A 22,364-nucleotide genomic window follows, 5' to 3' on the forward strand; every position below is an offset into this window, starting at 1 on the left:
CGCTATTCCTCGCGCATCGCGCTGTGCAGTCGCCTCTGCAGGGGTCCGATCAAATAGCTGAGCGCAGACCGTTCGCCGGTCGGGAGTATCGTGGTGGCGGACATGCCCGCCACGAGTTTGGAGCGCGGACCCTCTGGCAGGGAGGTCAGGTCAAGCCTTATGCGGGCCTCGTAGAAATCTGCCCGCGTTTGCGGATCGACGATCCGATCGCGTGACAAGGTCAGGAGTTTGCCCTTGGCTGGCGGGAGGTCCATCAACTGGTAGGCAGGAAACGTGATCAGCGCCTCGGAATCGGGGGCGATTCCGTCTATGTCGTTGGGCGCAATGCGCGAAACGATGACGAACTCGTCATGCAGCGGGGCGATCTTCATTATCGTTGCGCCGCCGGGCACGACGGCGCCCACTGTGCCAAGTGTGCTTTCCTGCACGATCCCGTCGACCGGCGAGCGGAGTTCGATCCGCTTCAGTGAGTCCTTCGCGATGATCGAGTCACGCTCAAGAGATCGGATCTCGCGGGTGACGGCCTCCATCTCGTCGGCGGCACGGCCGCGATACTCCTGTTCCAGTTGGGCGATCTGAAGTTTGACACCTATGATCTGCTGCTGGATCCGGGCGATGCTGATATCGGCTTGAGCGATCCGTTCTTCCAGCCCGAGGCTGGCCTGTTCCAGTTCGGTCACGCGAGACTGGCTTGCGAGCCCGCGCTCGCGAAGGGATTTCTGGTCCTCGAGATCGGATTGGACGAGGGCCGCCTCGCGCCGGGCGATGTCTCGGGCGACTTCGCTGGCCTCGATCTCTTTCTGAGCCTGGGCGACGTTCGTTTGCAGAAGGTCGCGTGATTGCAGCAGTTCCTTGCGCTGCAGTTCGAACCGCTTGCGTTCATTGTCGGCGACTTTGGCCATGTCGGGCATGGCCGTCAGCCGTTCGGCGAGTGCCGGGCTGAACACCAGCGTCTCTGCCATGTCGATTTCGGCCTGAAGTCGTTCCTGGCGCAGCTGGTTGCCAAGTATCTGAGTCGAGAAAAGGTCGGCGGTTGCGGCGCTTTGGGTGGGGTCAAATCGCACGAGGACATCGCCTTGCCGGACAGTCTGGCCGTTCCGGACAAGGATCTCTGCGACGATTCCACCCTCCAGGTGCTGAATGAGACGTGTCGTGCTGGCATTCTCGACGACACCTTGGGCTACCACCGCGCTGTCGAGCCGCGCCAGGGCGAGCCAGGTGCCGGTGACCCCGAATGTGAGAAAGATGACGATCAATGCCGATCGAAGGGATCTGTGGACCATCGCGTCGCAACTGGCAACAGCAGCAGACACTTGCCGGTTTGCCGCCGTTCTCATTGAACCCGCGATTGCCGAGGGCGGCGGGTCGATCCGGTGCGCCGTGGCCTGTGCCGGGCCGGACATCAGGCGCTGCTCCCCGTTGCGGTTGCCGGCACCAGCAGCGTGTTTCCGGCAGTGCCGAGGCGCGCGAGGATGTCGTCCCGGGTGCTGAATGAGTGCATGTAGCCGTCCATGATCACGACGATGTAGTCACAGATCCAAAGGAGGCCGAGTTTGTGGGTGCTGAAGAAGATGGTGCTGCCGCGTTCGCGTAGGCCCGCCATGGACTTGAGCAGCGTCGCCTCGCCGCTGGCGTCGAGGGCGGAATTGGGTTCATCCAGCACCAGCAGGGTCGGATCGCCGAAGAATGCCCTGGCAAGTGCGATGCGCTGCCTTTGGCCGCCCGAAAGCGGGGCGCCGTTCTCGCCAAGGCGGAAACCGAGCCCACGACCACGAGCCTGGACGATATCGGTCGCGCCGGCCCTGTCGAGCGCTTCGGTGATCTGGCGGGTCAAGTCCGCATCTTCAGGCGCGAAGCGCGTGACATTCTGCCAGATGCTGCCGGGGAGCAGGTCAATGCTTTGCGGAAGATAGCCAATTTCAGGGCCTCGCTGGCTGGGCGGCCACTGTTCGATGGGGAAGCCGTCGATCTTTACGCTTCCCGATGTCGGGGCAGCCGCCCCGGCCAGAAGGCGAAGCAGCGTTGACTTTCCGGCGCCGCTGGGCCCGACCACACCGACAACGGAGCCGGCCGGCACAGAGAAGCGGACACCAGAGAGGACAACCTTCCCGTCAGACCCCAGATAGGACAGATTTTCGCACGTTATCTGGCCCTTCATCTCCGGCAGAGGCGCCGAAGGTGGCTCTTTTCTGTCGGCAAGCAGGACGTCAAGACGGCCCCATGCGGCGCGAAGTTCGCTGATCGTCCAAAGGTTGCGGGCCAGCGACACGGCGGGGCCGACACCGCGTATCATCACGATGAATGCGGCGAAGCCCGAGTTGATCGAGGCTTCGTCGTTCAGGTAGAGGACCGCGCCAATGCCGATGAGCATGATCATCTGGCTCAATTGGAGCATGCCGATCACGCTGTCGATCCGGCTTGCACGGGCAAGGCCGGCCAGCATCGTCTGGGATGCGCTGTCCTGAAGTGCGGCCCATTCCTTCCGGACACCGGGTAGGATGTTCATGGCACGGATCGTGTCGCGGCGCGCTGCCGTGGCCATGCCGAAGGCAAAGGCTTGCTCTTCGTCTTCTCGCGCGGAACTGCGCACGCTTTGCCATATTGTGCGGGACCACAGGCTGAGAGCGGCCAGTACAAGCAGGTAGGCAATGGCAAAGAGGCCAAAGTAGATATTCAGGATGAAGAGGACAGTGATGAAAATCGGGGAAAGCGAAGCGTCCATCGCAGATTCGACCAAGGGCCCCGTCAGGCCTTGCCGGACTACGGCGATATCGCTGAACGCCCCGACTGCCGCCGGCGACTCTCCGACATGCACTGCATCATAGACGCCCTGGCGCAGTTCATTGTCGATCCGGTAGCCGAGTGCGGAGAGCGCCATGCTGCGATAGTGGTCAAGCATCCCCCATGCAAGCACAAGAACTGCGCACAGAATGACCAGAAATCCCAGAGTCTCCCAGCTGCGGCTTGCATAGACACGTTCCGTGATTTGCATCATGAATAGGAAGGGTGTCAGCGAAAGAAGAGCTCCGAAGACGCTCTGAAGCCAGATCGCGGCGTACCGGCCGCGGACCTCACGAACGACATTGCCAACCCTCATGCAAGGCACCCACCATCACGCCCGGCCACCAGTAGAACCGCCATGTACAGCTCATATGAAGATTGGGAAACGGCTACGCGAAGCGCCCTGCGCATCTTCGATCCGTTTTCCTATCGCCCTGCCCATTTTGAACGCATGATACCGGTCTGCCTAGGCGAAGCGATGAATCTTTGTGCACGCTCGCCATTGCTTTGGCGGCATACGGTCGCCGGAGAACCGGAATTGGTTGCCCTTCGCGGATTGGACCGTGTGACGGGTATTCCCGGTTCTGCCTCACTCAGTCGCCGGTCGCTGCCTCTTCTGTTGCAGGCCTTTCCCCTGCGCTTGCGAGAGATGGAGCCCGATGCCGATATCGGGTTTGAGAAGGCGTCTCCCATGCGGGAAAGAGATGGGGGATCCTATGTCCTCGACCCTAACGGCGAGCTTCTGCCGGGCGCCGAACTCAAGTTGAACGCGCTTCACGCCTTTCGGCACGATCTGGAGGCCACACACCGGTTGACTGAACTCGTCTTCCGTCACGATCTGGTGGAACCGGTCGTTCTGCCGACCCACATCGTTGAAGCCTACGCGCTGCCCGACTTTCTGGTTGTGCGGCCCTTTCCAGACGACCGCCTGATTCTGATGGAGTTTCCACCGGTCTACTGGCCAACCGTCGCCCGGTTTCTTTCGGCGCAGCGCATGTCGCTCTATGCGATGGCACGGCTGATCGAACAATCGAAGGGTGCCGCCTGATGCGGTGGTATGACGTGCTGCCCGGCGTTCGTGGCGCAGAGCCTTTGGACGACGGCGGGCTGGTGGCTTGGGCAGATCGGCAGTTTGACGACCGCTTGAGACATCTTCGATTCTGTCCGGTGATCCTGACTGAAGTTTATCAGATCGCACGCCATCTTCCGCTGACAGTGGTCGACTGCAGCGTTGGTCCAGTAGTGATGGCCGACCTGCGCCCCGAGAGTTTGGCCCGGCCGGCCTTCACGCAGGATGGCCGCTTTGCTTGCGGATATCGCCCTCTGGCCACCCGTCTCCTGCCATTCTTCGCCGAACCAGGCGGCCGGCTGATGAGGCTTGTGGACGATCACGCGGTCCCGGGTAGCGCACGCCCCGAGGAGTTGCGGCGGCGGGTCCAAGACATGCTGATTGCACAGCAGACGGGTCATCTGCGGCTGCTGGCTGCCGCTCGGATTGCTGTCAAGCGTGGGCTTCTGTGCGCGGCGCCAGCTGCAGAGGGCCTTGACGCCGGATACTGGCTTCCGAACCCGGAAGTGGCGGTCGGACACGAGGTCGCGGAAGCCCTCGGCGATCCCTGCGAGAGCGACGACCTCTCTGATCACGCGCTGGCGCTGCGGCTGGTCGCGGTGATGGAGTATTCGGTCAGGCACCGACGTGTCGAGATCCTGAAGCCCGCGCGCGGCCCCGCCATGCGGCCCGAGCTGCAACGCGAAAATGTACTTCGGCAGCAATCATTCCTGAGCAACGATGTGCTGCTTGACTTCACCGCGCTAACGGCCGGCCAGACACTGCCCGACACCACCGCATGACGCCGGGCACGGGGATTGCAACCACCACGGCCCCCACGCGATCCTGGGGAATTTTCGCGCGTCCCTTAACCATGAGATGACGAATTCAATGAAATCAGAACGATAGCGTTGCCCGTGGGCTCGGGACACATTGATGTCGCTGCTGGGGCATGATTCAGGCTGGGTGCGGAGACTGAACCATGAGCAACCTGTTCTGGCTGACGGACGCGCAGATGGCGCGATTTCAGCCGCCCATTCCGAAGAGCCAAGGCAGACCGCGTGTCGGTGATCCGCGCGTCCTGATCGGCATGGTCTTCAGCAATCTCAATGGTTTGAGGTGGTGCGCTGCGCCCAGGGAGTATGGCGTGCCGCCGGCCCGCGCAAGGGCCACGCCATCGTGCCGATCAACGACACCTCATGGCAGTGCTCACGACTGAGCGCGCGGCCGCGCTGTCTGGCCATGTGGCGCAGTGGGGCAACAAGCTGGTCCAGTTGATCAAGACCGGGTTCAACGCCGTACTGAAGCGGGCCGGGCTGGAAGGGGTCACACCGCGTGTTCTGAGACAAACCGCAGCGGTCCATATGGCCAAGGGCGGGGTGCCCATGGAAGATATCGCTCAGTTTCTCGGACACTCCAACACCCAGACTACCCGGCAGGTGTATGCCAGGTTCAGCCCGGATCACCTGCGCCGGGCCGCGAATGTCCTGGAGTTCGGAAAGATCAGGAAGGTTCAATGAACCATGGGTCATCCCCTTCATTACATACTTTGCATCATGAAATCAGTGGGTTGGATGGTGCTGCAAGAGAGGATTGAACTCTCGACCTCTCCCTTACCAAGGGAGTGCTCTACCACTGAGCTACTGCAGCGCCGGTGGCGCTTGCGGCGTCTGTGCCGCGGCGCGTGGCGGTCATTAGACGCAAAGAGCGGCCCGCGCAAGAGCAAAACAGACCCTCCCGCTGGACCCCTTGCCGGGGCTGCGATACAGAGGTCCGCATGGATCGGAACCCGGAAACACCAAAGGGCAAGGCGGCCGCGAAACCCGCCGCACCCACGCGCGAGGACCGGCTGAAAGCCGCGCTCAAGGCCAACATGGGCCGGCGCAAGGCCCAGGCCCGGGCCCGCGCGGTTGGCGAGGGCGATCCGCAAGACGAGTCAAGAAACGGCGACGGGACCACCCGCGAAGCATAGAGGCAGGCATGGATTCGATTCTGGTTCGCGGCAATGGCCCGCTCAATGGCAGCATCCCGATCGCGGGCGCGAAGAACGCCTGTCTCACGCTGATGCCGGCCACCCTTCTGTCGGACGAACCGCTGACGCTGACCAATGCGCCGCGGCTGTCGGACATCCGTACGATGACGCAGCTTCTGCAATCGCTCGGGGCCGAGGTTGCGGGCCTGCAGGATGGGCTGGTGTTGGCCATGTCCTCGCACCGCATCACCAATCACAAGGCCGATTACGACATCGTCCGCAAGATGCGCGCCTCGATCCTCGTGCTCGGGCCCATGCTCGCGCGCGAAGGTCAGGCCGTGGTCTCGTTGCCCGGCGGCTGCGCCATCGGCGCGCGCCCCGTTGACCTGCACCTCAAGGCGCTGGAGGCGATGGGGGCCGAGCTGGACCTGCGCGACGGCTATGTCCATGCCCGCGCGCCGGGCGGCCGGCTGAAGGGCGCGGTGGTGGAGTTTCCCTTCGTCTCGGTCGGCGCCACCGAGAATGCGCTGATGGCCGCCACGCTGGCCAAGGGCACCACCGTCCTCAAGACCGCCGCGCGCGAGCCGGAAATCGTCGATCTGGCCCGCTGCCTGCGCCGCATGGGCGCGCAGATCGAGGGCGAGGGGACGGACACCATCACCATCCAGGGCGTCGACCGCCTGGGCGGCGCGACCCACCCCGTCGTCACCGACCGGATCGAACTGGGCACCTACATGCTGGCCCCCGCGATCTGCGGCGGCGAGGTCGAATGTCTGGGAGGCCGGCTCGAACTCGTTGGCGCCTTCGCCGAAAAGCTCGACCGCGCCGGCGTTTCGGTCACCGAAACCGAACGCGGGTTGAAGGTCGCGCGCAAGAACGGTCGCGTCCATGCCGTTGACGTCACGACCGAACCCTTCCCCGGCTTCCCGACCGACCTTCAGGCGCAGATGATGGCGCTCCTCTGCACAGCCCAAGGCACCTCGGTGCTGGAGGAGAAGATCTTCGAGAACCGCTTCATGCACGCCCCGGAACTCATGCGCATGGGCGCCCGGATCGACGTGCACGGCGGCACCGCCACCGTAACCGGCGTGGAAAAGCTGCGCGGCGCCCCGGTCATGGCCACCGACCTGCGCGCAAGCGTGAGCCTGATCCTCGCGGGCCTTGCTGCCGAGGGCGAAACCGTGGTCAGCCGGGTCTATCACCTGGACCGCGGCTATGAACGGGTCGAGGAAAAGTTGCGCGCGGTCGGCGCCCATATCGAACGGGTCCAGGCATGACCGACGCGCGGTTCGAAGATGGCGACGACCGCCCGCTGCACCTGATGGCCGAGGATGCCGATGACCTGAAGGTCATCGCCGCCCTGGTGCAGGATTCGATCTTTCCGATCACCGAGATGTCCTTCGACCGCCGCACCCGGCGCTTTGCCCTGATGCTGAACCGCTTCCGCTGGGAAGACGCCGAAGCCGCGCAACGCGCGGGCCGCGGAGTGGAACGTGTCCGCTCTGTCCTTGTGGTGCAGGATGTGCTGAAGGCCCGGACTCAGGGCATCGACCGGCAGGACCGCGAAACCATCCTGTCGTTGCTGTCCGTCGATTTCCAGGCCGGTGCCGAGGGCGCTGGAACTGTCCTTCTCACGCTTGCCGGCGACGGCGCCATCGCGCTCCAGGTCGAGGCGCTGGACATGGCCCTCACCGATGTGAGCCGCCCCTACCTCGCGCCCTCCGGCCATGTTCCCCGCCACCCCGACTGATCGGCTCACTGTTCGTGCCGCCCGCCCGGCAGATGCTGCCGAGGCCGCTGCCACCGTGGCCGCCTCGATCCGCGACCTGTGCTCCGCCGACCATGGCAATGATCCCGCTGCCCTGACAGCCTGGCTTGCCAACAAGACGACCGAGGGGCTGGCGGCAATGATCGGCGACCCCAATGCCACCGTCTGGCTTGCCCTGCGCGAAGGACAGATCGTCGCGGTCGGCCAGACCACGCGCGACGGCCATGCCGAAGGCGGCGGCAAGATCACGCTGAACTATGTGGCCCCCGCGGCGCGCGGCAGCGGCGCCTCGACCGCCCTGCTGGCAGCGATGGAGCAGGCGTTGGCCCGACAGGGCACCGTCACCGCTCGGCTGACCTCCACCGCCACCGCCCGCGCCTTCTACCTTGTCCGCGGCTGGCAACCCGCCGCGCCGCCGCGGCAGGGCCGCTGGATCGAGGGGCATCCGATGGAAAAGACCCTCTCCCGCGACAGGACCGGTGCTTGAGGCGGCGCGCGCGCTTCCGTAAAGGGAAACGCGAAAGGGAGTCCCGCCCATGCCGATGCACCTGAACACCCGCGATGCCCACTTCGAGGCCGAGTTCCGCGCGCTTCTCGGCATGAAGCGCGAAGAGGCCGAGGATGTGGACCAAGCCGTCGCCGCCATCATCGCCGACGTCCGCAGCCGCGGCGATGCCGCGCTGGTGGACCTGACAGCCCGCTTCGACCGGCTGACCCTCACCTCCGGGACGCTCGCCTTCTCGAAGGCCGAGATCGCGGCCGAAATCGCCAGGGTCTCGCCCGAAGACCGCGCCGCGCTGGAACTCGCCGCCGACCGCATCCGAGCCTATCACGCCCGGCAGAAGCCGGCCGATGAAAGCTGGACCGATGCCACGGGCGCCACGCTCGGCTGGCGCTGGACCGCCGTTTCCGCCGCCGGTCTCTACGTGCCGGGGGGGCTCGCCTCCTATCCGTCCTCGGTCCTGATGAACGCCATCCCCGCACGAGTGGCCGGCGTGGAACGGCTCGTCATCGCCTGCCCCACGCCGGGCGGCGCGGTGAACCCCCTGGTCCTCCTGGCCGCCGAACTCGCCGGTGTGGATGCCGTCTACCGCATCGGCGGCGCCCAGGCGATTGCGGCGCTGGCTTACGGCACCGAAACCATCAGCCCGGTGGACAAGATCACCGGCCCCGGAAACGCCTATGTCGCCGCCGCCAAGCGCCGCGTCTTCGGTCGCGTCGGCATCGACATGATCGCCGGGCCTTCCGAGGTTCTGGTCATCGCCGGGGCAGGGCAGGACCCTGACTGGATCGCGCTTGACCTTCTGTCCCAGGCCGAACACGACGAAAGCGCCCAGGCCATCCTCATCACCCCCGACGAGGCGCTCGCCCATGCCGTTGCCGCCGCCGTCGCGAAGCGGCTGGAAAGCCTGGAGCGCCGCGCCATCGCCGGGGCCTCATGGGCCAACAACGGCGCCATCATCCTGGTGCGCGACCTGGACGAGGCCGCCGCCCTCTCCAACCGCATCGCGCCCGAGCATTTGGAGATCCTCACCGACGATCCAGAGGCGCTGGGGCCCATGTGCATCCACGCCGGGGCGATCTTTCTGGGCGCCTTCACGCCCGAGGCCATCGGCGACTATGTCGGAGGGCCGAACCACGTCCTGCCAACCGCCCGTTCGGCGCGGTTCTCCTCCGGCCTCTCGGTGCTCGATTTCATGAAACGCACCACGATCGCCCGCATGACGCCCGATGCCCTGGCCGCCATCGGCCCCTCCGCCGAACGGCTGGCCACCAGCGAAAGCCTTCAGGCCCACGGCCTGTCCGTGCGCGCCCGGCTCGACCGGCTGAACCGGCAGGGCTGACATGGTGCAAGGAACCACTTGGCCCGCCCGCCGGAACCCCCTAACGTCCCGCCCGGGAGGAGCATGAGTTGGAGGACATGATCCCATGACCAACCGCATCTCCGCCATCGAGCTGGACGAGAAGTCGCTTGCGCGGCCCACGCCCGAGATCGAGCAGGAACGCCGCGTCGCTATCTTCGACCTGCTGGAAGAAAACAGCTTCGGTCTGCCGAAGCGCGACGACCGCCTTGTTCCGCCCGGCCCCTACCGCCTTGGCCTCGCCATCCGCGACGGACGCCTTGTGTTCGACGTAGCCACGGAACCCGGCGAGAAGGTGGGCGAATTCCACCTGTCGCTCGGCCCGTTCCGGCAGGTGGTGAAGGATTACTTCCAGATCTGCGAAAGCTATTTCGAGGCTGTGAAACGTCTGCCGCCCAGCCAGATCGAGGCCATCGACATGGCGCGACGCGGCATCCACAACGAAGGTGCCCGCGTGCTGCAGGAACGGCTGGAAGGCAAGGCCGAGGTCGACAAGGACACCGCCCGCCGCCTGTTCACCCTCATCTGCGTTCTGCACTGGGGGTAACGGTTGGGCCAGGCCTTCCCGCAGGCGGTGCTGTTCTGTTGCGACCACAACGCTGTGCGCTCACCCATGGCCGAAGGGCTGATGAAGAAGCTCTACGGCCAGCGCGCCTATGTGCAATCGGCCGGCGTCAAGAACGACATGGAGGTGGACGGCTTCTCCATCGCCGTCTGCCGCGAGATGGACATCGAACTCAGCCGCCACCGTTCGCGTTCCTTCGACGAGATGAAGGAATGGGGCGATGACCTTGGCCAGTTCGACTTGATCGTCGCGCTGTCTCCTGCCAGCCAGCGCATGGCGCTGGAACTGACGCGCCACAATCACCTCGAAGTCGAATACTGGCCGATCCTCGACCCTACGGGTCTGGGCGAATCGCGCGAGGCAAAGCTCGCCGCCTATCGCCAGTCGCGCGACCAGATCCGCGACAGGATGATCGCGCGCTTCGGACCGCCGTCAGAACCCGGTGCCGCCGGTCAGGGCGAAGGCAATTCCGCCGCCGCCTGATCCGGCACAGCCGTCGCGCAGCCCGCGGCGGCACCCGCGCCAAGGATCGCGCCAAGGTTGGCTTCGATCCACCCGGTCAGCCCCAGAACCCGCTCAGCCGCCTCGCGGCCAAGAGGCGTCAGGCTGTATTCCACATGCGGCGGCACCACCTCCAGCGCGCGCCGCTCCACAAAGCCGTCGCCTTCCAGCACGCCCAGGGTCTGTGCCAGCATCCGCTCGCTGATCCCGCCGATCCGCCGCTTCAACGCGCCAAAGCGCAGCGTGCCGTCGCGCAGGGCAACCAGCACCAGAAGGCTCCAACGGCTGGTCAGATGCGTCAGGATCTGCCGTGACGGGCAGGCCGCAGCCATCACATCCGCCGGAAAGCACAGGGCGGTCTCTGCATTGGCGAAGGCGGACATGTGCGCTCCTGCTGAATACTTACGAGAGTGTATGTACTTCTCTTTCGTAAGTAAAGAGTGGATGGTGCCGGCACGCTGAACCTTCAGGAGACCTTCCATGACCATCGCAATCACCGGCGCCACCGGACATCTCGGCCGCCTCGCCATCGCCGCGCTCAAGACGCGCGTCCCGGCCGACAGCGTCCTCGCCCTGGTGCGCGACCCGGCAAAGGCCGCCGACCTCGGCGTGCCGGTCCGTGCCTTCGACTACAAGGCCGCGCCCGAAAGCCTGGTGGCCGCCCTGCGTGGGGTGGACACGCTCGTGCTGATCTCGTCCAACGATGTGGACGACCGCGTCGGCCAGCACCGCGCCGTCATCAACGCCGCCAAGGCCGCAGGCGTGGGCCACATCATCTACACCTCGATCCTGAAGGGCGAGGCCTCCCCCATGCTCCTGGCCCAGGATCACATCGGCACCGAAACCGCGATCCGCGACTCTGGCCTGCCCTACACCCTGCTGCGCAACGGCTGGTACACCGAAAACATGACCGGCGCACTCGGCGGCGCGCTGGCCCATGGCGCGATGGTCGGATCGGCGGGCGAAGGCCGCCTTTCGGCCGCGCCGCGCGCCGATTATGCCGAAGCCATCGCCGTCGTGGCATCCGGGCAGGGTCACGAGGGCAAGGCCTATGAACTGGCCGGCGACACCGCCTTCACCATGGCCGAAATGGCCGCCGAAGTCTCGCGCCTGACCGGCAAGACCATCCCCTACACCTCGCTGCCCACCGAAACCTATGCCGGCATCCTCGCCAGCTTCGGCGTGCCCGAGGGCTTTGCGAAGGTCCTGGCCGACAGCGACGAAAAGGCCGCCTCGGGCGCGCTGTTCGACGACAGCCGCACCCTGTCGCGCCTGATCGGCCGACCCACCACGCCGATGCCAGTCACCGTGGCTGCCGCGATCGCCGCCCTGCCTGCCGCCTGACCCCTTGGGGGGAGGGGCCGCGCCCGGCCCTTCCCCCGTCCCCCCGCCTCGGCTAGCGTGCGCGCAACCGCAGGGGGGATGACCAGTGCAACAGGCCAGGAACGCGCAGACCAGGGCACCGGTGACAGGCACCGAGCCGCGCTGGCCGGTTGCCGCCACGCTGATCGCCGTCACCATCCTTCTCCATTTCCTGCCCGAGCGGGTCCGCATGGCACCGCTCTGGACGCCCTATCTGGTGGGCACGCTCATGCTGATTCCCATGGTCGGCGTCTCGCTCACCCGCGGCTCTGTGTTCTGGCAGCGGATCGAACGCCGCGTGATCCTCACCCTGGTCGGCTTCGCGATCCTAGGCAGCCTGATGATCCTTGGCCGCATGATCGAAACCCTCGCGCTCCACGCGGCCGAGTTTGACGGGCTCGTGCTCTTCGCCTCCTCGGTCGCCATCTGGGGCACCAATGTCCTCTACTTCTCGCTGATCTACTGGCTGGTCGACCGGGGCGGACCCGAGGCGCGGCACAGCGGCGTCACGCCCTTGCCCGACTGGCGCTTTCCCCAGGACGATCACGCCCCGGACGTGGCGCCCGGCTGGCGGCCGATCTTCGTGGACTACCTCTTCCTCGCCTTTTCCACCGCCACGGCCTTCTCGACCACCGATGCCTCACCGCTGACGGCCCGCGCCAAGCTCTTGATGATGCTGCAAAGCACCATTTCGCTTCTGACGCTGGTGGTCGTTGCCTCGCGTGCCATCAACATTCTTGGCAGCTAGGCTCCCGCCCGCAACCAGCGCATCGAAAGCCAGCTCGCCAACGCCATGCCGCCTGCCGTGGCCAGGCACAGGGGCAGGCCGCCCGCCTGATAGCTCAACCCCGACAGAAGCGTGCCGATCAGCCGCCCCGCCGCATTGGCCATGTAATAGAACCCGACATCCCGCGTGATCCGCTCGGCCGCCCCGAAGGCCAGGATCAGATAGGAATGGACCGAGGAATTGACCGCAAAGACAAAGCCAAAGGCCAGAAGCCCCAGCACAAGCACCGCTGTCAGCCACAGGGCCGGCCCGCCCGCAGCCCAGGCCGCCCCGGCCAGCAGGAACGGCAAAGGCACCAGACGTCCGGCCCAGTGGGTGGCCTTCGCCACCATGGCGGCCTCGGTCTGGTCCTTCCGGCCCAGGATGCGCGGCGCCAGTCCCTGCACCAGCCCGTAGGCAATGATCCACAGCGCCATGAAGCCGCCCACCAGGAAGAAGGCCGCGCGCCGCCCCTCGGCGCTGCCATCCGACAGAACCGACTGGAAATACACCGGGATGCCCACCACGAACCACACATCCCGCGCGCCGAACAGGAACATCCGCGCCAGAGACAGCCGGTTCACCCGCCAGTCCTTCGACCGCCAGCCGCCCCAGCTGTCCTCGGATTTCATCCGCCCCGGCAGACCCGCCGGCAAGAACAGCACCACCGCCGCCAGAATCGCGGCCAGCACTGCCGCCATGCCCCAAACGGCCGCCTGAAACCCCGCCAGCGCCAGAAGCGCCGCGCCCAGGAAGAAGCCGAACCCCTTCACCGCATTCTTCGATCCGGTCAGAAGGGCGACCCACCGGAAAAGCCCACCCGCCTCCGATGGCGCCAGAAGCTTCACCGCCGATTTCGACGACATCTTGGCAAGGTCCTTGGCCACGCCCGAGACGCCCTGCACTGCCATCACGAAGACGACGGAGGCCGAAACGCCCCAACCAGGGTCCAGCTGCGCCAGAGCCACCAGCGCGCCGATCTGCAGGGCCAGCCCGCCATAGAGCGTCGCCGCCAGCCCGAACCGCGCCGCCAGCCATCCCGCACCCAGGTTGGTCACGATCCCGGCCAGTTCATACAGCAGGAACAGCCAGGCCAGTTGCACCGGCGTGAAGCCAAGCGCGTTGAACTGCAGCAGCACCAGCATCCGCAGGGCGCCGTCCGACAGCATGAAGGCCCAATAGGCCGCCGTCACGGCCGCATAGGCGCGCAGGGGATTGGGGGAGGCGCTCACACCGACCCCGCGACCATCCGGACGATATCGGCCAGCCGGCAGGCATAGCCCCATTCGTTATCGTACCAGGCATAGATCTTCACCTGCGTACCGCCCGTCACCATGGTGGAAGGTCCGTCCACGATGGACGACCGCGGATCGTTGGTGAAATCGCAAGACACCAGCGGCCGGTTCTCGAAGCCCAGGATCCCCTTCAAGGGCCCCTCGGCGGCGGTGCGGAACAGCGCGTTTACCTCTTCCGCCGTGGTCGCCCGCTCCACCTCGAACACGCAATCCGTCAGCGAGGCATTCAGCAAAGGCACCCGCACCGCATGGCCGTTCAGCCGGCCCTTCAGCTCGGGATAGATCAGCGCAATCGCCGTGGCGCTGCCCGTGGTGGTCGGGATCAGGTTGGTCAGCGCTGACCGCGCGCGCCGCATGTCCTTGGCGGGGCGGTCCACGATGGTCTGGGTGTTGGTCACGTCATGGATCGTGGTGATCGACCCGTGCCGGATGCCCAGGGCCTCGTGGATCACCTTCACCACCGGGGCCAGGCAGTTCGTCGTGCAGGACGCCGCCGTCACCAGGCTCTGCGAGCCGTCATAAAGGTGATGGTTCACACCATAGACCAGGTTCAGCGTCCCGCCATCCTTCACCGGCGCGCTGACCACGACCTTCCGCACCCCCGCAGCGTAATAGGGCGCCACCTTGGCCGCGGTCTTGAACACACCGGTGCAATCGACCACCAAGTCCACCCCCAACTCGGCCAGCGGCAGCGCCTCGATGGTCTTCTCATGCGTCAGCCGGATGCTTTGCCCACCCAGCACCAGCGCACCCTCTGCCGCCGCAACCGGCGTGCGCCAGCGACCATGGACCGAATCGAACTCCATCAGCAGGGCGTGCTGCTCGGCATCGCCAACGGGATCGTTTACCAGCACGATCTCTCCGCCCGCGCCGGTGTCGATCAGGTCGCGCAGGGCCAGCTTTCCAATCCGGCCAAGGCCGTTCAGGGCGACGCGGGGCATGGGTCAGCCCTTCCCATGGGTCAAGGTATCGGCCCCGATGGCATCGACCCGCGCCTGAAGCGAAATGCGGCTCAGGCTGGCGAAGGGCAGCTCGACAAAGGCAGCGATCCGCCGGCGCAGCGCGGCATAGGTCTGGGCAAAGACCAGCGCCTTTTCGGCATCGGTGCCGGTGGCCTTCACCGGGTCCGGCAGACCCCAATGGCCGGTGATCGGCTGGCCCGGCCAGGGCGGGCATTCCTCGGCCGCCGCCGTGTCGCAGACGGTGAAGACGAAATCCATCACCGGCGCATCGGGCCGCTGGAACTCGCTCACATGCTTGGACCGCAGCCCCGAGATGTCATGGCCATTCCGCTTCAGCACTTCCAGCGCAAAGGGGTTCAGCTCGGTATTCGGCCGTGTCCCGGCCGAAAAGGCCTGGAACTTGCCCTTGCCCAGATCGCGCAACAACGCCTCGGCAAAGATCGACCGGGCCGAATTGCCCGAACAGATGAACAGCACGTCGAAATCCGTATCCAGCATGTCGGGGTCCTTTCGATAGCCAAGAAGGGGGGCCAGCAGGTCGGGCCGCGCGCGGCCCACATCCAGCGCCAGATAGCCGATCAGCGCCTCGGCCCGTTCCAGATCGACAGAGTACAGCAGCGACCGCCCCTGCCGCTCCACCTGCACCAGCCCGGCCGCGCCAAGGTCGGCCAGGTGATGCGACAGCGTGTTCGGCTTCAGGCCAAGCGTCGCGGCAATCTCGGTCGGCCGCACGCCCTGCGGCGCAAAGCGCATCAGCAGGCGAAAGACGGCCAGCCGGCCGGGATGGCCAAGCATGGTAAAGGCGCGGGCGGCTGAATCATGTTCCATAATTCCGGAATATTGGAATCAATGCGCCCCGTCCAATGAAGCTTTCATGACAGCAAAAAAAACCTTCCCCGCGGGGAAGGTTCTGCCAAGATCAACGGATGTTCCCGCCGCTGCATCGGAAACCTTCCCCGCGGGGAAGGTTTCGCCTCCTGCCGGGGGCCGCCCCGGTCAGGCGGCGATGAAGTCCCGAACGAAGGCCGTGGCCGGTCGCGAGCGGATGTCCTGCGGCCGGCCGATCTGCTCGATCCGCCCCATCGACATCACCACCACCAGGTCGGCCAGTTCCATCGCCTCTTCCTGGTCATGCGTCACGAACACCGTCGTCAGCCCCGTCGTGTCGTGAATGTCGCGCAGGCCCTGGCGCAGGTCCTTGCGCACGCGGGCATCCAGCGCGCCGAAGGGCTCGTCCAGCAACAGCATCCGCGGCTCGATCGCCAGCGCACGCGCCAGCGCCACGCGCTGCCGCTGGCCGCCTGACAACTGGCTGGGATAGCGCTTGCCGATGTCGGGCAGCTGGATCAGCTCCAGCAGCTTGCCGACCCGCCGCCTGACTTCGGCTTCCGGCACACGCTCGGCCCGCCGCCGGGCGCGCAGGCCGAAGGCGATGTTTTCGAACACCGTCATGTGCCGGAACAGCGCATAGGACTGGAACACGAATCCCGCGCGCCGCTCCTGCACGCTCAGCCCCGTGGCGTCGCGCCCGTCGAACAGCACCCGCCCCGAGGTCGGGTATTCCAGCCCGCCCAGAATGCGCAGAAGCGTGGTCTTGCCCGATCCGGAAGGCCCCAGCAGCGCCACCAGCGCCCCCGAGGGGATGGACAGCGAAACCGGGTGCAGCGCCGCGGTGGTGCCGAATTCCTTCGAGATTTCGTCGATTTCGATCAGCATGGCAGACCTCAATGGCGGTGGGATGCGGCAAGCTGGTCGGCATGACGCCATTCCAGCAGGGTTTTCAGGGCCAGGGTGACAAGGGCCAGCAGGGCCAGCAGCGCCGCCATCGAAAAGGCGGCGACCGAAAGGTACTCGTTGTACAGCATCTCGATGGTGATCGGCATGGTCGCGGTCTGGCCGCGGATCTTGCCCGACACCACCGAAACCGCGCCGAACTCGCCCATCGCGCGGGCGTTGCACAGAAGCACCCCGTACAATAGCGCCCAGCGGATGTTGGGCAGGGTCACGGTGAAGAACACCCGCCAGCCCCCGGCGCCCAGGGTCAGCGCCGCCTCTTCCTCGGCCTTGCCCTGTTCGATCATCACCGGGATCAACTCGCGCGCCACAAAGGGAAAGGTCACGAACATCGTGGCCAGCACGATGCCGGGCAGGGCAAAGATGATCGGCCAGCCCGAAGCCACCAGCCAGGTGCCAAGCGCCGTGTTTGCGCCAAACACCAGCACCAGGCATAGCCCCGCCACCACAGGCGAGACCGAGAAGGGCAGGTCGATCAGCGTGATCAGCACCGACTTTCCCCAGAAATCGAACTTGGTGATGGCCCAGGCGGCGGCAATGCCGAAGGCCGCGTTCAGCGGCAGCGCAATCGCCGTCACCGTCAGCGTCAACCCGATGGCCGACCGCGCCTCGGCATTGCCCAGCGACTCGATTGCGGCGCCAAGGCCCTTGCTCAGCGCCTCGGCAAAGACGGCGATCAGCGGCGCGAACAAGAGCACGATCAGCGTACCCACCACGCCCAGGATCAGCGCCACGCGCACCCAGGGCGCCTCGGTGGTGGCCGACCGGCGGACAGGCCGCACGGCGCCGGGGGAAAGGGTCAGGTCAGACATGGCCGATCCTCCGGCGGCTCCAGATCTGGACCGCATTGATGGCAAGAAGCATGGTGAAAGAGATGAACAGCATGGCGATGCCGATGGCCGAGGCGCCGTCATAGTCGAACTCTTCCAGCCGGATCACGATCAGCAGCGGCGCGATCTCGGTCTGCAGCGGAATGTTCCCCGCGATGAAGATGACGCTGCCGTATTCCCCCACCGACCGCGCCAGCGCCAGCGCAAAGCCGGTCAGCGCCGCGGGGGCCAGCATCGGCAGGATCACCCGGCGGATGGTGTAGAACCGCCCCGCGCCCAAGGTGGCCGAGGCTTCCTCGACCTCGCGCTCGATTTCCTCGATTACCGGCTGCACCGTCCGCGTCACGAACGGCAGGCCCACGAAGATCAGCGCGATCAGGATGCCCCACTGGGTATAGGCGATGCGGAATCCGAGGTCCTTGGCGATGGAGCCAAAGACGCCGTTGGGTGCATAAAGCGCGGTCAGCGCGATGCCAGCCACTGCCGTGGGCAGGGCAAAGGGCAGGTCCACCGCCGCGTCGATCAGCTTGCGCCCCGGAAAGCGGTAGCGCACCAGCACCCAGGCCAGCAGGACCCCGAAAACAAGGTTGAAGGCCGCCGCGAACAGCGAAAGCCGGAACGAAAGATACAGCGCGGCCCAGGTCCGCTGCGTATTGACGACATCCCAGACATTCCCTGCACCAAAGGCGGCGCCCTTCATAAGAAGGGCGCCGATCGGCAGCAGGACCACCAGGGACAGCATCGTCAGGGTCACCCCCATGCTCAGGCCGAAACCCGGCATGGGGGACCTCTGGACGAAAGGTCGACCCATGGCTTGCCTCACTTTGGAACGTAGATCTGGTCGAAGATACCGCCGTCGGCGAAGTGCTCGGCCTGGACCTTGCCCCAGCCACCCAAGGAGTCGATCGACACCAGGTCCAGCTTCGGGAACCGCGCCACGTCGGCCGGATCGGCCTTCGACGTATCCCAACCCCGGTAGAAGTTCTTGAAGATGATCGCCTGCGCCTCCGGGGTGTACAGGTAGTTCAGGAAGGCCTCCGCCAGCTTGCGCTGTTCGTCATTGGTAATGTTGCCATCGACCAGCGCCACCGGCGGCTCGGCCAGGACCGAGACAGTAGGCACAACGATGTCGAACTGGTCGTCGCCCATTTCCTGAAGGGCAAGATAGGCCTCGTTCTCCCATGCGAGCAGCACGTCGCCGATGCCGCGCTGCGCGAAGGTCGTGGTCGCGCCGCGCGCGCCGCTGTCCAGCACCGGCACATGCTCGAACAATGATTTCACGAAGACTTTCGGATCCTGCCCGTTCTTCTCGGCCCAGGCCCAGGCGGCCAGATAGTTCCACCGCGCCCCGCCCGAGGTCTTGGGGTTCGGCGTGATCACCTCGACCCCGTCCGCGACAAGGTCGCCCCAGTCCTTGATCCCCTTCGGATTGCCCTCGCGCACCAGGAACACGATGGTCGAGGTATAGGGCGAAGAGTTGTGCGGCAGTTTCGACTGCCAGTCCTCGGGCAGCTTGCCGGCCTTGGCGATCTTGTCGATGTCGGCCGCCAGCGCCAGCGTCACCACCTGCGCCTGCAGCCCGTCAATCACCGCCCGCGCCTGCGAGCCCGACCCGCCATGCGAGGTCTCGATCTGCGGCTCGGGGTTCCCCTTGGCCTGCCAGTCGGCCGCGAAGGCCTCGTTGATGGCGCGGTACAACTCCCGCGTCGGGTCGTAGCTTACGTTCAAGAGGCTCTCGGCACGTGCCGCGCCCGGCGCGGCAACCGACAGAAGCGCCAGCGCGACGGCCGCCGTGGCGGCGCGGATCGCTTTGGCCACGGGCCAGCCCGTCAGGCGCAGCCCTCCGGTCGAGACCGTCACGCGGCCGTCGGCATGGTTCTCAAGACGGGTGCCCTGAGCCGAGATTCGCCCGGCAAGGATGATGGTGGTCAGCAATTCGGTCTCCATGGACGGCGGGGCCACGACAGGGGCCAAGGGGAATGCGGTTGCGGAAGAGATGGGCGCGAAGTCGGGACGCGGGGCGATCATGACAGCCGCTCCCTTCCGATGAGGTCGATGCGTGTCTCCCAGATGTCCGGGTCTCGGCCACGCATCAGGTCGGTCGCGGCCGAATCGGGCGTCCGGGTGAACACCAGAAGCGGCGCGCCGTTCACGCGATGCGGGCGCCCGGTGCGGCGGTCGATCAGGCTGACCGCACAGAGCGCGGTCCCGGGGGTCACGATGGACAGGGTGGTCGCTGGCGTGGGCATGGCATGGTCTCCGGCTGGGTCGGGCTGACGGCCCGTGTCTTAATATCGACTGATGAAGTCGAGTATCGCAACGGAAAATTCACGCCAAAAGTGATCGTATATTTGGAAGTTTATTCCACGGCTTCGGGCGAGTTTCTGGTAAATATCAGAAGTAAAACGAATAAAATGCCCCATCTTGCTGCAGGATCAGCCCGAGGCACCCCGCGGATGAGGTGGATCAGTCCCGTTCAGGCCCATCCGAGGGGTAAATCCTTCCAAAACACGATAGACATTGTCGAGTTTTGTGCCATCCTCCCGCACCGGCGCCGCCAACAGCGCCGGGACTCGGGGAACTGAACGGATGACGGACCTGGACCTGATCGACCGCAAGATCGTCGCCGAACTGATGCGCGACGCGACCCTGCCCATTGCGCAGATCGCCGACCGGGTGGGTCTCTCGCAGACCCCGTGCTGGAAGCGCATCCAGAAACTCGAATCCTCGGGCGTGCTGACCGGCCGCGTGGCGCTGCCGGATCCGGCCCGGCTGGGATTCGGCCTGTCCGTCTTTGTCGAGATCGAGGCCACCGATCACAGTGCCGAGTGGCGCGAGGCCTTCACGCGCTTCATCCAGTCCCAGCCGGTCGCGACCGAACTGTACCGCATGGCCGGCACGATGGACTACCTCGTGAAGGTCGTGGCGCAGGGCATGGACCAGTACGATACCTTCTATCGTCGTCTGACCGATGCCGTCCCGGTCAAGAACGTGACCTCGCATTTCGCGATGGAACGCATCAAGTTCACCACGGCCTTGCCGGTCAATACCACCAGCCGGTAGGGAAGGCCGCGCCCTTGGGCGCGGCGCTTCGGCTCAGGGGCGGGGACGATCGAGCAGCCGCTCCAGCGCCTCTGGATCGACGCCGCGGATCATCAGCCACAGGCCAAGCCCCAACTCCCAGAAAAATTCGGGAACGGTGGCAATGACCTGTGGCACCGAGGCGAAGTCGATCAGGCCGAAGATCACCGCCACCCCCGCCAAGAGCAGCGCCGGCCCGCCGATCAGGCCCAGGACCGACAGCCCGCGCGGCACCAGCCGTGTCTTCCACATGAGAAAGCCCAGGATCAGCCCGTTGCCGACGCCGACCACAACGCCCGGCCCCAGCCGGAAGGTCCAGTCATGCGTGGCCACCAGCGCCTGACCGATGGCCATGCGCGTTACCTCGTCCGCGCCCGAGGGGCTGGCGCGAAGCGTGTTCAGGGCCAGCAGGGCCACGATCCCCACCGCAATGAAAGCCGATTCCATCAGCCGCGCCGCAAGAAACCCTTGCGCCAGAACCTCGCTCTGCCGCTTCAGGATCGGCAGCATCGCAAGCGCCGTTCCGACATTGGCGGCAATCAGCACCATCTCGAACAGCGCCCCCCAGGAAATACCGGCATCGAAGCCGCCGCCAAGGATGAAGGCCGGATCACTCAGCGCAGGCGCATAGAAACTGATGACCGGCGGGATCGAGGCCGCATAGGTGATCAGGAAGAACAGCCCCGTCAGACGCGCAAGGCGCTGCGCCTGGCGAGGGGAAAGCGGGTCGGCAAGGCTTTGGGTCATGGCGAAATGCTCTGGTTGAAGTGGAACAGCCACGATCCTGCGCCCCGCACCAACCATGCGGAAGGCGCACTATATGCAGGTCATCAGTGCACGACGCGCCATGTCACTCCGAGCGTCTCCCGCGCCTTTCGCCACAGACGGCCACCACCAGATCGCGCAGCCAGCGGTGCGCCAGGTCGCCTTCCATCCTCGGATGCCACAAGAGCGACAGGGTAAAGGGCGGAAGCGCGAAGGGCAGGGGCAGCACCGCAACCCCCGTCCGCAGCCCCTCGGTATGCCGCTCTGGGACGGTGGCGACCAGGTCGGTCTGCCGCGCCAGCGCAATCGCGCTGGCAAAGCCGCTGACCCCGGCCACCACGCGGCGGTCAAGCCCCAGACCGGCCAGCGCTTCATCCATGCCCTGCGCCAGCAGCCCCCGCCGCACCACTGCCACATGCGCCGCGCCCGCATAGGCTTCGGCCGAGACCAGTTGCCCTGTCAGCGGGTGGCCCTCCCGCACAACGGCGACCCATCGGTCGTCGAACAGCGCCACCGCCCGCAGTTCCGGCGCCGTCGCCGCATCCAGCACCGCGGTCTCCAGGTCCACCTCGCCCGCGCGAAGCGGCGCGCTGTCCTTGTCCGGCTTGGTCTGGAAGTGCAGCACCACACCCGGCGCCTCTGCCCCCACCCGTGACAGCAGTTGCGGTCCGAAGGTCTCCGCAAAACCCTCGCTGGCCCGCAGTGTCATCTGCCGGCGCAGGCCGCCCAGGTCCAGCGCCTCGGCTGGGCGCAGCACGCTCTGCGCCCCCTCGACCAGCGCGCCGACCTGCGCGCGCAGCTCGATGGCGCGGGGCGAGGGCACCAGCCTCCGCCCGGCCCGCACCAGAAGCGGGTCGCCCGTCACCTCGCGCAGCCGCGCCAGCGCCCGGCTCATCGCCGAAGGACTGAGCCGCAGCCGGCGCGCCGCCCCCGCAACGCTGCCTTCGGACAGCAGCACATCCAGCGTCACCAGCAAGTTCAGGTCGGGCATCGGGAACTCCGGCATCATGGC

The 22,364-nt window shown here is 66.0% G+C and carries 26 protein-coding genes, 1 tRNA gene and 1 pseudogene; 14 read left to right on the forward strand and 14 right to left on the reverse strand.

Features of this window, described 5'->3' with window-relative positions; translation table 11 throughout:
• Nucleotides 1-2 precede the first annotated feature (2 nt).
• Both JO391_RS00435 and JO391_RS00440 read right to left on the reverse strand, forming a co-directional pair.
• A complete protein-coding gene (locus JO391_RS00435; RefSeq protein WP_220662265.1) occupies nucleotides 3-1,403 on the reverse strand; it encodes an HlyD family type I secretion periplasmic adaptor subunit in 1,401 nt (466 codons plus the stop codon).
• A complete protein-coding gene (locus tag JO391_RS00440) occupies nucleotides 1,403-3,097 on the reverse strand; it encodes an ATP-binding cassette domain-containing protein (RefSeq protein ID WP_220662266.1) in 1,695 nt (564 codons plus the stop codon). Before JO391_RS00440 ends, JO391_RS00435 begins: the two co-directional genes overlap by 1 nt.
• A gap of 42 nt (nucleotides 3,098-3,139) precedes the next feature.
• On the opposite strand from JO391_RS00440, the gene JO391_RS00445 reads away from it, so the two are divergent.
• The 4 genes and pseudogenes from JO391_RS00445 to JO391_RS00460 all read left to right on the forward strand — a co-directional run bounded on the left by JO391_RS00445 (nucleotide 3,140) and on the right by JO391_RS00460 (nucleotide 5,349).
• Nucleotides 3,140-3,829 carry a SapC family protein gene (locus JO391_RS00445; RefSeq protein WP_220662267.1) on the forward strand — a complete coding sequence of 230 codons (690 nt, stop codon included), beginning with the start codon at nucleotides 3,140-3,142 and terminating at the stop codon, nucleotides 3,827-3,829.
• On the forward strand, nucleotides 3,829-4,632 hold the full coding sequence (locus JO391_RS00450) for a hypothetical protein (RefSeq protein ID WP_220662268.1): 804 nt from the start codon (nucleotides 3,829-3,831) through the stop codon (nucleotides 4,630-4,632). Before JO391_RS00445 ends, JO391_RS00450 begins: the two co-directional genes overlap by 1 nt.
• Nucleotides 4,633-4,811: 179 nt before the next feature.
• Nucleotides 4,812-4,976 (forward strand): annotated as a pseudogene (locus tag JO391_RS00455) (transposase); the annotation flags it as partial.
• 52 nt (nucleotides 4,977-5,028) lie between these two features.
• Nucleotides 5,029-5,349, forward strand: a complete 321-nt coding sequence (locus JO391_RS00460; RefSeq protein WP_220662269.1) for a tyrosine-type recombinase/integrase — start codon at nucleotides 5,029-5,031, stop codon at nucleotides 5,347-5,349.
• Between the two features lie 55 nt (nucleotides 5,350-5,404).
• On the opposite strand, the gene JO391_RS00465 is transcribed toward JO391_RS00460, so the two are convergent.
• Nucleotides 5,405-5,479 (reverse strand) — tRNA-Thr (locus JO391_RS00465).
• Between the two features lie 127 nt (nucleotides 5,480-5,606).
• On the opposite strand from JO391_RS00465, the gene JO391_RS00470 reads away from it, so the two are divergent.
• From JO391_RS00470 to JO391_RS00500, 7 genes are all read left to right on the forward strand, one after another.
• The gene (locus tag JO391_RS00470; RefSeq protein WP_220662270.1) at nucleotides 5,607-5,801 is read left to right on the forward strand and encodes a hypothetical protein; all 195 of its coding nucleotides are present in this window, start codon (nucleotides 5,607-5,609) and stop codon (nucleotides 5,799-5,801) included.
• Nucleotides 5,802-5,809: 8 nt separating this feature from the next.
• Nucleotides 5,810-7,078, forward strand: a complete 1,269-nt coding sequence (gene murA / locus JO391_RS00475; RefSeq protein WP_220662271.1) for a UDP-N-acetylglucosamine 1-carboxyvinyltransferase — start codon at nucleotides 5,810-5,812, stop codon at nucleotides 7,076-7,078.
• On the forward strand, nucleotides 7,075-7,551 hold the full coding sequence (locus JO391_RS00480; protein WP_220662272.1) for a DUF2948 family protein: 477 nt from the start codon (nucleotides 7,075-7,077) through the stop codon (nucleotides 7,549-7,551). Before murA ends, JO391_RS00480 begins: the two co-directional genes overlap by 4 nt.
• Nucleotides 7,529-8,056: a GNAT family N-acetyltransferase gene (locus JO391_RS00485; protein WP_220662273.1), complete on the forward strand. Its 528-nt coding sequence runs from the start codon at nucleotides 7,529-7,531 to the stop codon at nucleotides 8,054-8,056. Before JO391_RS00480 ends, JO391_RS00485 begins: the two co-directional genes overlap by 23 nt.
• Before the next feature lie 49 nt (nucleotides 8,057-8,105).
• Nucleotides 8,106-9,413 carry a histidinol dehydrogenase gene (gene hisD, locus JO391_RS00490; RefSeq protein WP_220662274.1) on the forward strand — a complete coding sequence of 436 codons (1,308 nt, stop codon included), beginning with the start codon at nucleotides 8,106-8,108 and terminating at the stop codon, nucleotides 9,411-9,413.
• An 85-nt stretch (nucleotides 9,414-9,498) separates the two neighbouring features.
• The gene (locus tag JO391_RS00495; protein ID WP_220662275.1) at nucleotides 9,499-9,978 is read left to right on the forward strand and encodes a UPF0262 family protein; all 480 of its coding nucleotides are present in this window, start codon (nucleotides 9,499-9,501) and stop codon (nucleotides 9,976-9,978) included.
• A 66-nt stretch (nucleotides 9,979-10,044) separates the two neighbouring features.
• On the forward strand, nucleotides 10,045-10,479 hold the full coding sequence (locus JO391_RS00500) for an arsenate-mycothiol transferase ArsC (protein ID WP_375155709.1): 435 nt from the start codon (nucleotides 10,045-10,047) through the stop codon (nucleotides 10,477-10,479).
• Here the strand turns inward: JO391_RS00500 and JO391_RS00505 are convergent.
• Entirely contained in the window at nucleotides 10,449-10,880 is a 432-nt protein-coding gene (locus tag JO391_RS00505) for a winged helix-turn-helix transcriptional regulator (RefSeq protein WP_220662277.1), read from the reverse strand. The genes JO391_RS00500 and JO391_RS00505 overlap by 31 nt on opposite strands.
• A 97-nt stretch (nucleotides 10,881-10,977) precedes the next feature.
• Between JO391_RS00505 and JO391_RS00510 the strand changes: the two genes are divergently transcribed.
• Both JO391_RS00510 and JO391_RS00515 read left to right on the forward strand, forming a co-directional pair.
• Entirely contained in the window at nucleotides 10,978-11,841 is an 864-nt protein-coding gene (locus JO391_RS00510; protein WP_220662278.1) for an SDR family oxidoreductase, read from the forward strand.
• 121 nt (nucleotides 11,842-11,962) lie between these two features.
• Entirely contained in the window at nucleotides 11,963-12,607 is a 645-nt protein-coding gene (locus JO391_RS00515; RefSeq protein WP_220662279.1) for a hypothetical protein, read from the forward strand.
• Here the strand turns inward: JO391_RS00515 and arsJ are convergent.
• From arsJ to JO391_RS00555, 8 genes are all read right to left on the reverse strand, one after another.
• Nucleotides 12,604-13,794, reverse strand: a complete 1,191-nt coding sequence (gene arsJ / locus JO391_RS00520; RefSeq protein ID WP_375155710.1) for an organoarsenical effux MFS transporter ArsJ — start codon at nucleotides 13,792-13,794, stop codon at nucleotides 12,604-12,606. The genes JO391_RS00515 and arsJ overlap by 4 nt on opposite strands.
• 59 nt (nucleotides 13,795-13,853) lie before the next feature.
• A complete protein-coding gene (locus tag JO391_RS00525) occupies nucleotides 13,854-14,861 on the reverse strand; it encodes an ArsJ-associated glyceraldehyde-3-phosphate dehydrogenase (protein ID WP_220662281.1) in 1,008 nt (335 codons plus the stop codon).
• 3 nt (nucleotides 14,862-14,864) lie between these two features.
• Nucleotides 14,865-15,710 carry a metalloregulator ArsR/SmtB family transcription factor gene (locus JO391_RS00530; RefSeq protein WP_220662282.1) on the reverse strand — a complete coding sequence of 282 codons (846 nt, stop codon included), beginning with the start codon at nucleotides 15,708-15,710 and terminating at the stop codon, nucleotides 14,865-14,867.
• Between the two features lie 168 nt (nucleotides 15,711-15,878).
• Complete coding sequence (locus JO391_RS00535; RefSeq protein ID WP_220662283.1) at nucleotides 15,879-16,598, reverse strand: sulfate/molybdate ABC transporter ATP-binding protein; 720 nt, start codon at nucleotides 16,596-16,598, stop codon at nucleotides 15,879-15,881.
• Between the two features lie 8 nt (nucleotides 16,599-16,606).
• On the reverse strand, nucleotides 16,607-17,488 hold the full coding sequence (gene cysW / locus JO391_RS00540) for a sulfate ABC transporter permease subunit CysW (protein ID WP_220662284.1): 882 nt from the start codon (nucleotides 17,486-17,488) through the stop codon (nucleotides 16,607-16,609).
• Nucleotides 17,481-18,287, reverse strand: a complete 807-nt coding sequence (cysT, locus tag JO391_RS00545; protein ID WP_259444776.1) for a sulfate ABC transporter permease subunit CysT — start codon at nucleotides 18,285-18,287, stop codon at nucleotides 17,481-17,483. The genes cysW and cysT overlap by 8 nt, the downstream gene beginning before the upstream one ends.
• A gap of 38 nt (nucleotides 18,288-18,325) precedes the next feature.
• Entirely contained in the window at nucleotides 18,326-19,441 is a 1,116-nt protein-coding gene (locus JO391_RS00550; RefSeq protein WP_375155711.1) for a sulfate ABC transporter substrate-binding protein, read from the reverse strand.
• 89 nt (nucleotides 19,442-19,530) lie between these two features.
• A complete protein-coding gene (locus tag JO391_RS00555) occupies nucleotides 19,531-19,755 on the reverse strand; it encodes a hypothetical protein (protein WP_220662286.1) in 225 nt (74 codons plus the stop codon).
• Between the two features lie 340 nt (nucleotides 19,756-20,095).
• On the opposite strand from JO391_RS00555, the gene JO391_RS00560 reads away from it, so the two are divergent.
• Nucleotides 20,096-20,569 carry an Lrp/AsnC family transcriptional regulator gene (locus tag JO391_RS00560; RefSeq protein ID WP_220662287.1) on the forward strand — a complete coding sequence of 158 codons (474 nt, stop codon included), beginning with the start codon at nucleotides 20,096-20,098 and terminating at the stop codon, nucleotides 20,567-20,569.
• Between the two features lie 33 nt (nucleotides 20,570-20,602).
• Here JO391_RS00560 and JO391_RS00565 read toward each other — a convergent pair whose 3' ends face one another.
• Together JO391_RS00565 and JO391_RS00570 are read right to left on the reverse strand one after the other, a co-directional pair.
• A complete protein-coding gene (locus tag JO391_RS00565; RefSeq protein WP_220662288.1) occupies nucleotides 20,603-21,334 on the reverse strand; it encodes a DUF4386 domain-containing protein in 732 nt (243 codons plus the stop codon).
• Between the two features lie 103 nt (nucleotides 21,335-21,437).
• On the reverse strand, nucleotides 21,438-22,343 hold the full coding sequence (locus JO391_RS00570) for a LysR family transcriptional regulator (protein ID WP_220662289.1): 906 nt from the start codon (nucleotides 22,341-22,343) through the stop codon (nucleotides 21,438-21,440).
• Between the last annotated feature and the right edge of the window lie 21 nt (nucleotides 22,344-22,364).

Source organism: Neotabrizicola shimadae, assembly GCF_019623905.1.
GTDB classification, from domain to species: Bacteria; Pseudomonadota; Alphaproteobacteria; order Rhodobacterales; family Rhodobacteraceae; genus Neotabrizicola; species Neotabrizicola shimadae.

Bases quoted from the DNA above. Each gene is read 5' to 3' on its own strand.
- JO391_RS00495 (WP_220662275.1), top strand. From the start codon at position 9,499: ATGACCAACCGCATCTCCGCCATCGAGCTGGACGAGAAGTCGCTTGCG.
- JO391_RS00445 (WP_220662267.1), top strand. From the start codon at position 3,140: ATGTACAGCTCATATGAAGATTGGGAAACGGCTACGCGAAGCGCCCTG.
- JO391_RS00560 (WP_220662287.1), top strand. From the start codon at position 20,096: ATGACGGACCTGGACCTGATCGACCGCAAGATCGTCGCCGAACTGATG.
- cysW (WP_220662284.1), bottom strand. From the start codon at position 17,488: ATGTCTGACCTGACCCTTTCCCCCGGCGCCGTGCGGCCTGTCCGCCGG.
- JO391_RS00570 (WP_220662289.1), bottom strand. From the start codon at position 22,343: ATGCCCGACCTGAACTTGCTGGTGACGCTGGATGTGCTGCTGTCCGAA.
- JO391_RS00440 (WP_220662266.1), bottom strand. From the start codon at position 3,097: ATGAGGGTTGGCAATGTCGTTCGTGAGGTCCGCGGCCGGTACGCCGCG.
- JO391_RS00535 (WP_220662283.1), bottom strand. From the start codon at position 16,598: ATGCTGATCGAAATCGACGAAATCTCGAAGGAATTCGGCACCACCGCG.
- JO391_RS00470 (WP_220662270.1), top strand. From the start codon at position 5,607: ATGGATCGGAACCCGGAAACACCAAAGGGCAAGGCGGCCGCGAAACCC.
- JO391_RS00505 (WP_220662277.1), bottom strand. From the start codon at position 10,880: ATGTCCGCCTTCGCCAATGCAGAGACCGCCCTGTGCTTTCCGGCGGAT.
- JO391_RS00500 (WP_375155709.1), top strand. From the start codon at position 10,045: ATGGCCGAAGGGCTGATGAAGAAGCTCTACGGCCAGCGCGCCTATGTG.
- JO391_RS00485 (WP_220662273.1), top strand. From the start codon at position 7,529: ATGTTCCCCGCCACCCCGACTGATCGGCTCACTGTTCGTGCCGCCCGC.
- JO391_RS00510 (WP_220662278.1), top strand. From the start codon at position 10,978: ATGACCATCGCAATCACCGGCGCCACCGGACATCTCGGCCGCCTCGCC.
- cysT (WP_259444776.1), bottom strand. From the start codon at position 18,287: ATGCCGGGTTTCGGCCTGAGCATGGGGGTGACCCTGACGATGCTGTCC.
- JO391_RS00525 (WP_220662281.1), bottom strand. From the start codon at position 14,861: ATGCCCCGCGTCGCCCTGAACGGCCTTGGCCGGATTGGAAAGCTGGCC.
- JO391_RS00480 (WP_220662272.1), top strand. From the start codon at position 7,075: ATGACCGACGCGCGGTTCGAAGATGGCGACGACCGCCCGCTGCACCTG.
- murA (WP_220662271.1), top strand. From the start codon at position 5,810: ATGGATTCGATTCTGGTTCGCGGCAATGGCCCGCTCAATGGCAGCATC.
- hisD (WP_220662274.1), top strand. From the start codon at position 8,106: ATGCCGATGCACCTGAACACCCGCGATGCCCACTTCGAGGCCGAGTTC.
- JO391_RS00555 (WP_220662286.1), bottom strand. From the start codon at position 19,755: ATGCCCACGCCAGCGACCACCCTGTCCATCGTGACCCCCGGGACCGCG.
- arsJ (WP_375155710.1), bottom strand. From the start codon at position 13,794: ATGCTGTCGGACGGCGCCCTGCGGATGCTGGTGCTGCTGCAGTTCAAC.
- JO391_RS00530 (WP_220662282.1), bottom strand. From the start codon at position 15,710: ATGGAACATGATTCAGCCGCCCGCGCCTTTACCATGCTTGGCCATCCC.
- JO391_RS00450 (WP_220662268.1), top strand. From the start codon at position 3,829: ATGCGGTGGTATGACGTGCTGCCCGGCGTTCGTGGCGCAGAGCCTTTG.
- JO391_RS00435 (WP_220662265.1), bottom strand. From the start codon at position 1,403: ATGTCCGGCCCGGCACAGGCCACGGCGCACCGGATCGACCCGCCGCCC.
- JO391_RS00460 (WP_220662269.1), top strand. From the start codon at position 5,029: ATGGCAGTGCTCACGACTGAGCGCGCGGCCGCGCTGTCTGGCCATGTG.
- JO391_RS00565 (WP_220662288.1), bottom strand. From the start codon at position 21,334: ATGACCCAAAGCCTTGCCGACCCGCTTTCCCCTCGCCAGGCGCAGCGC.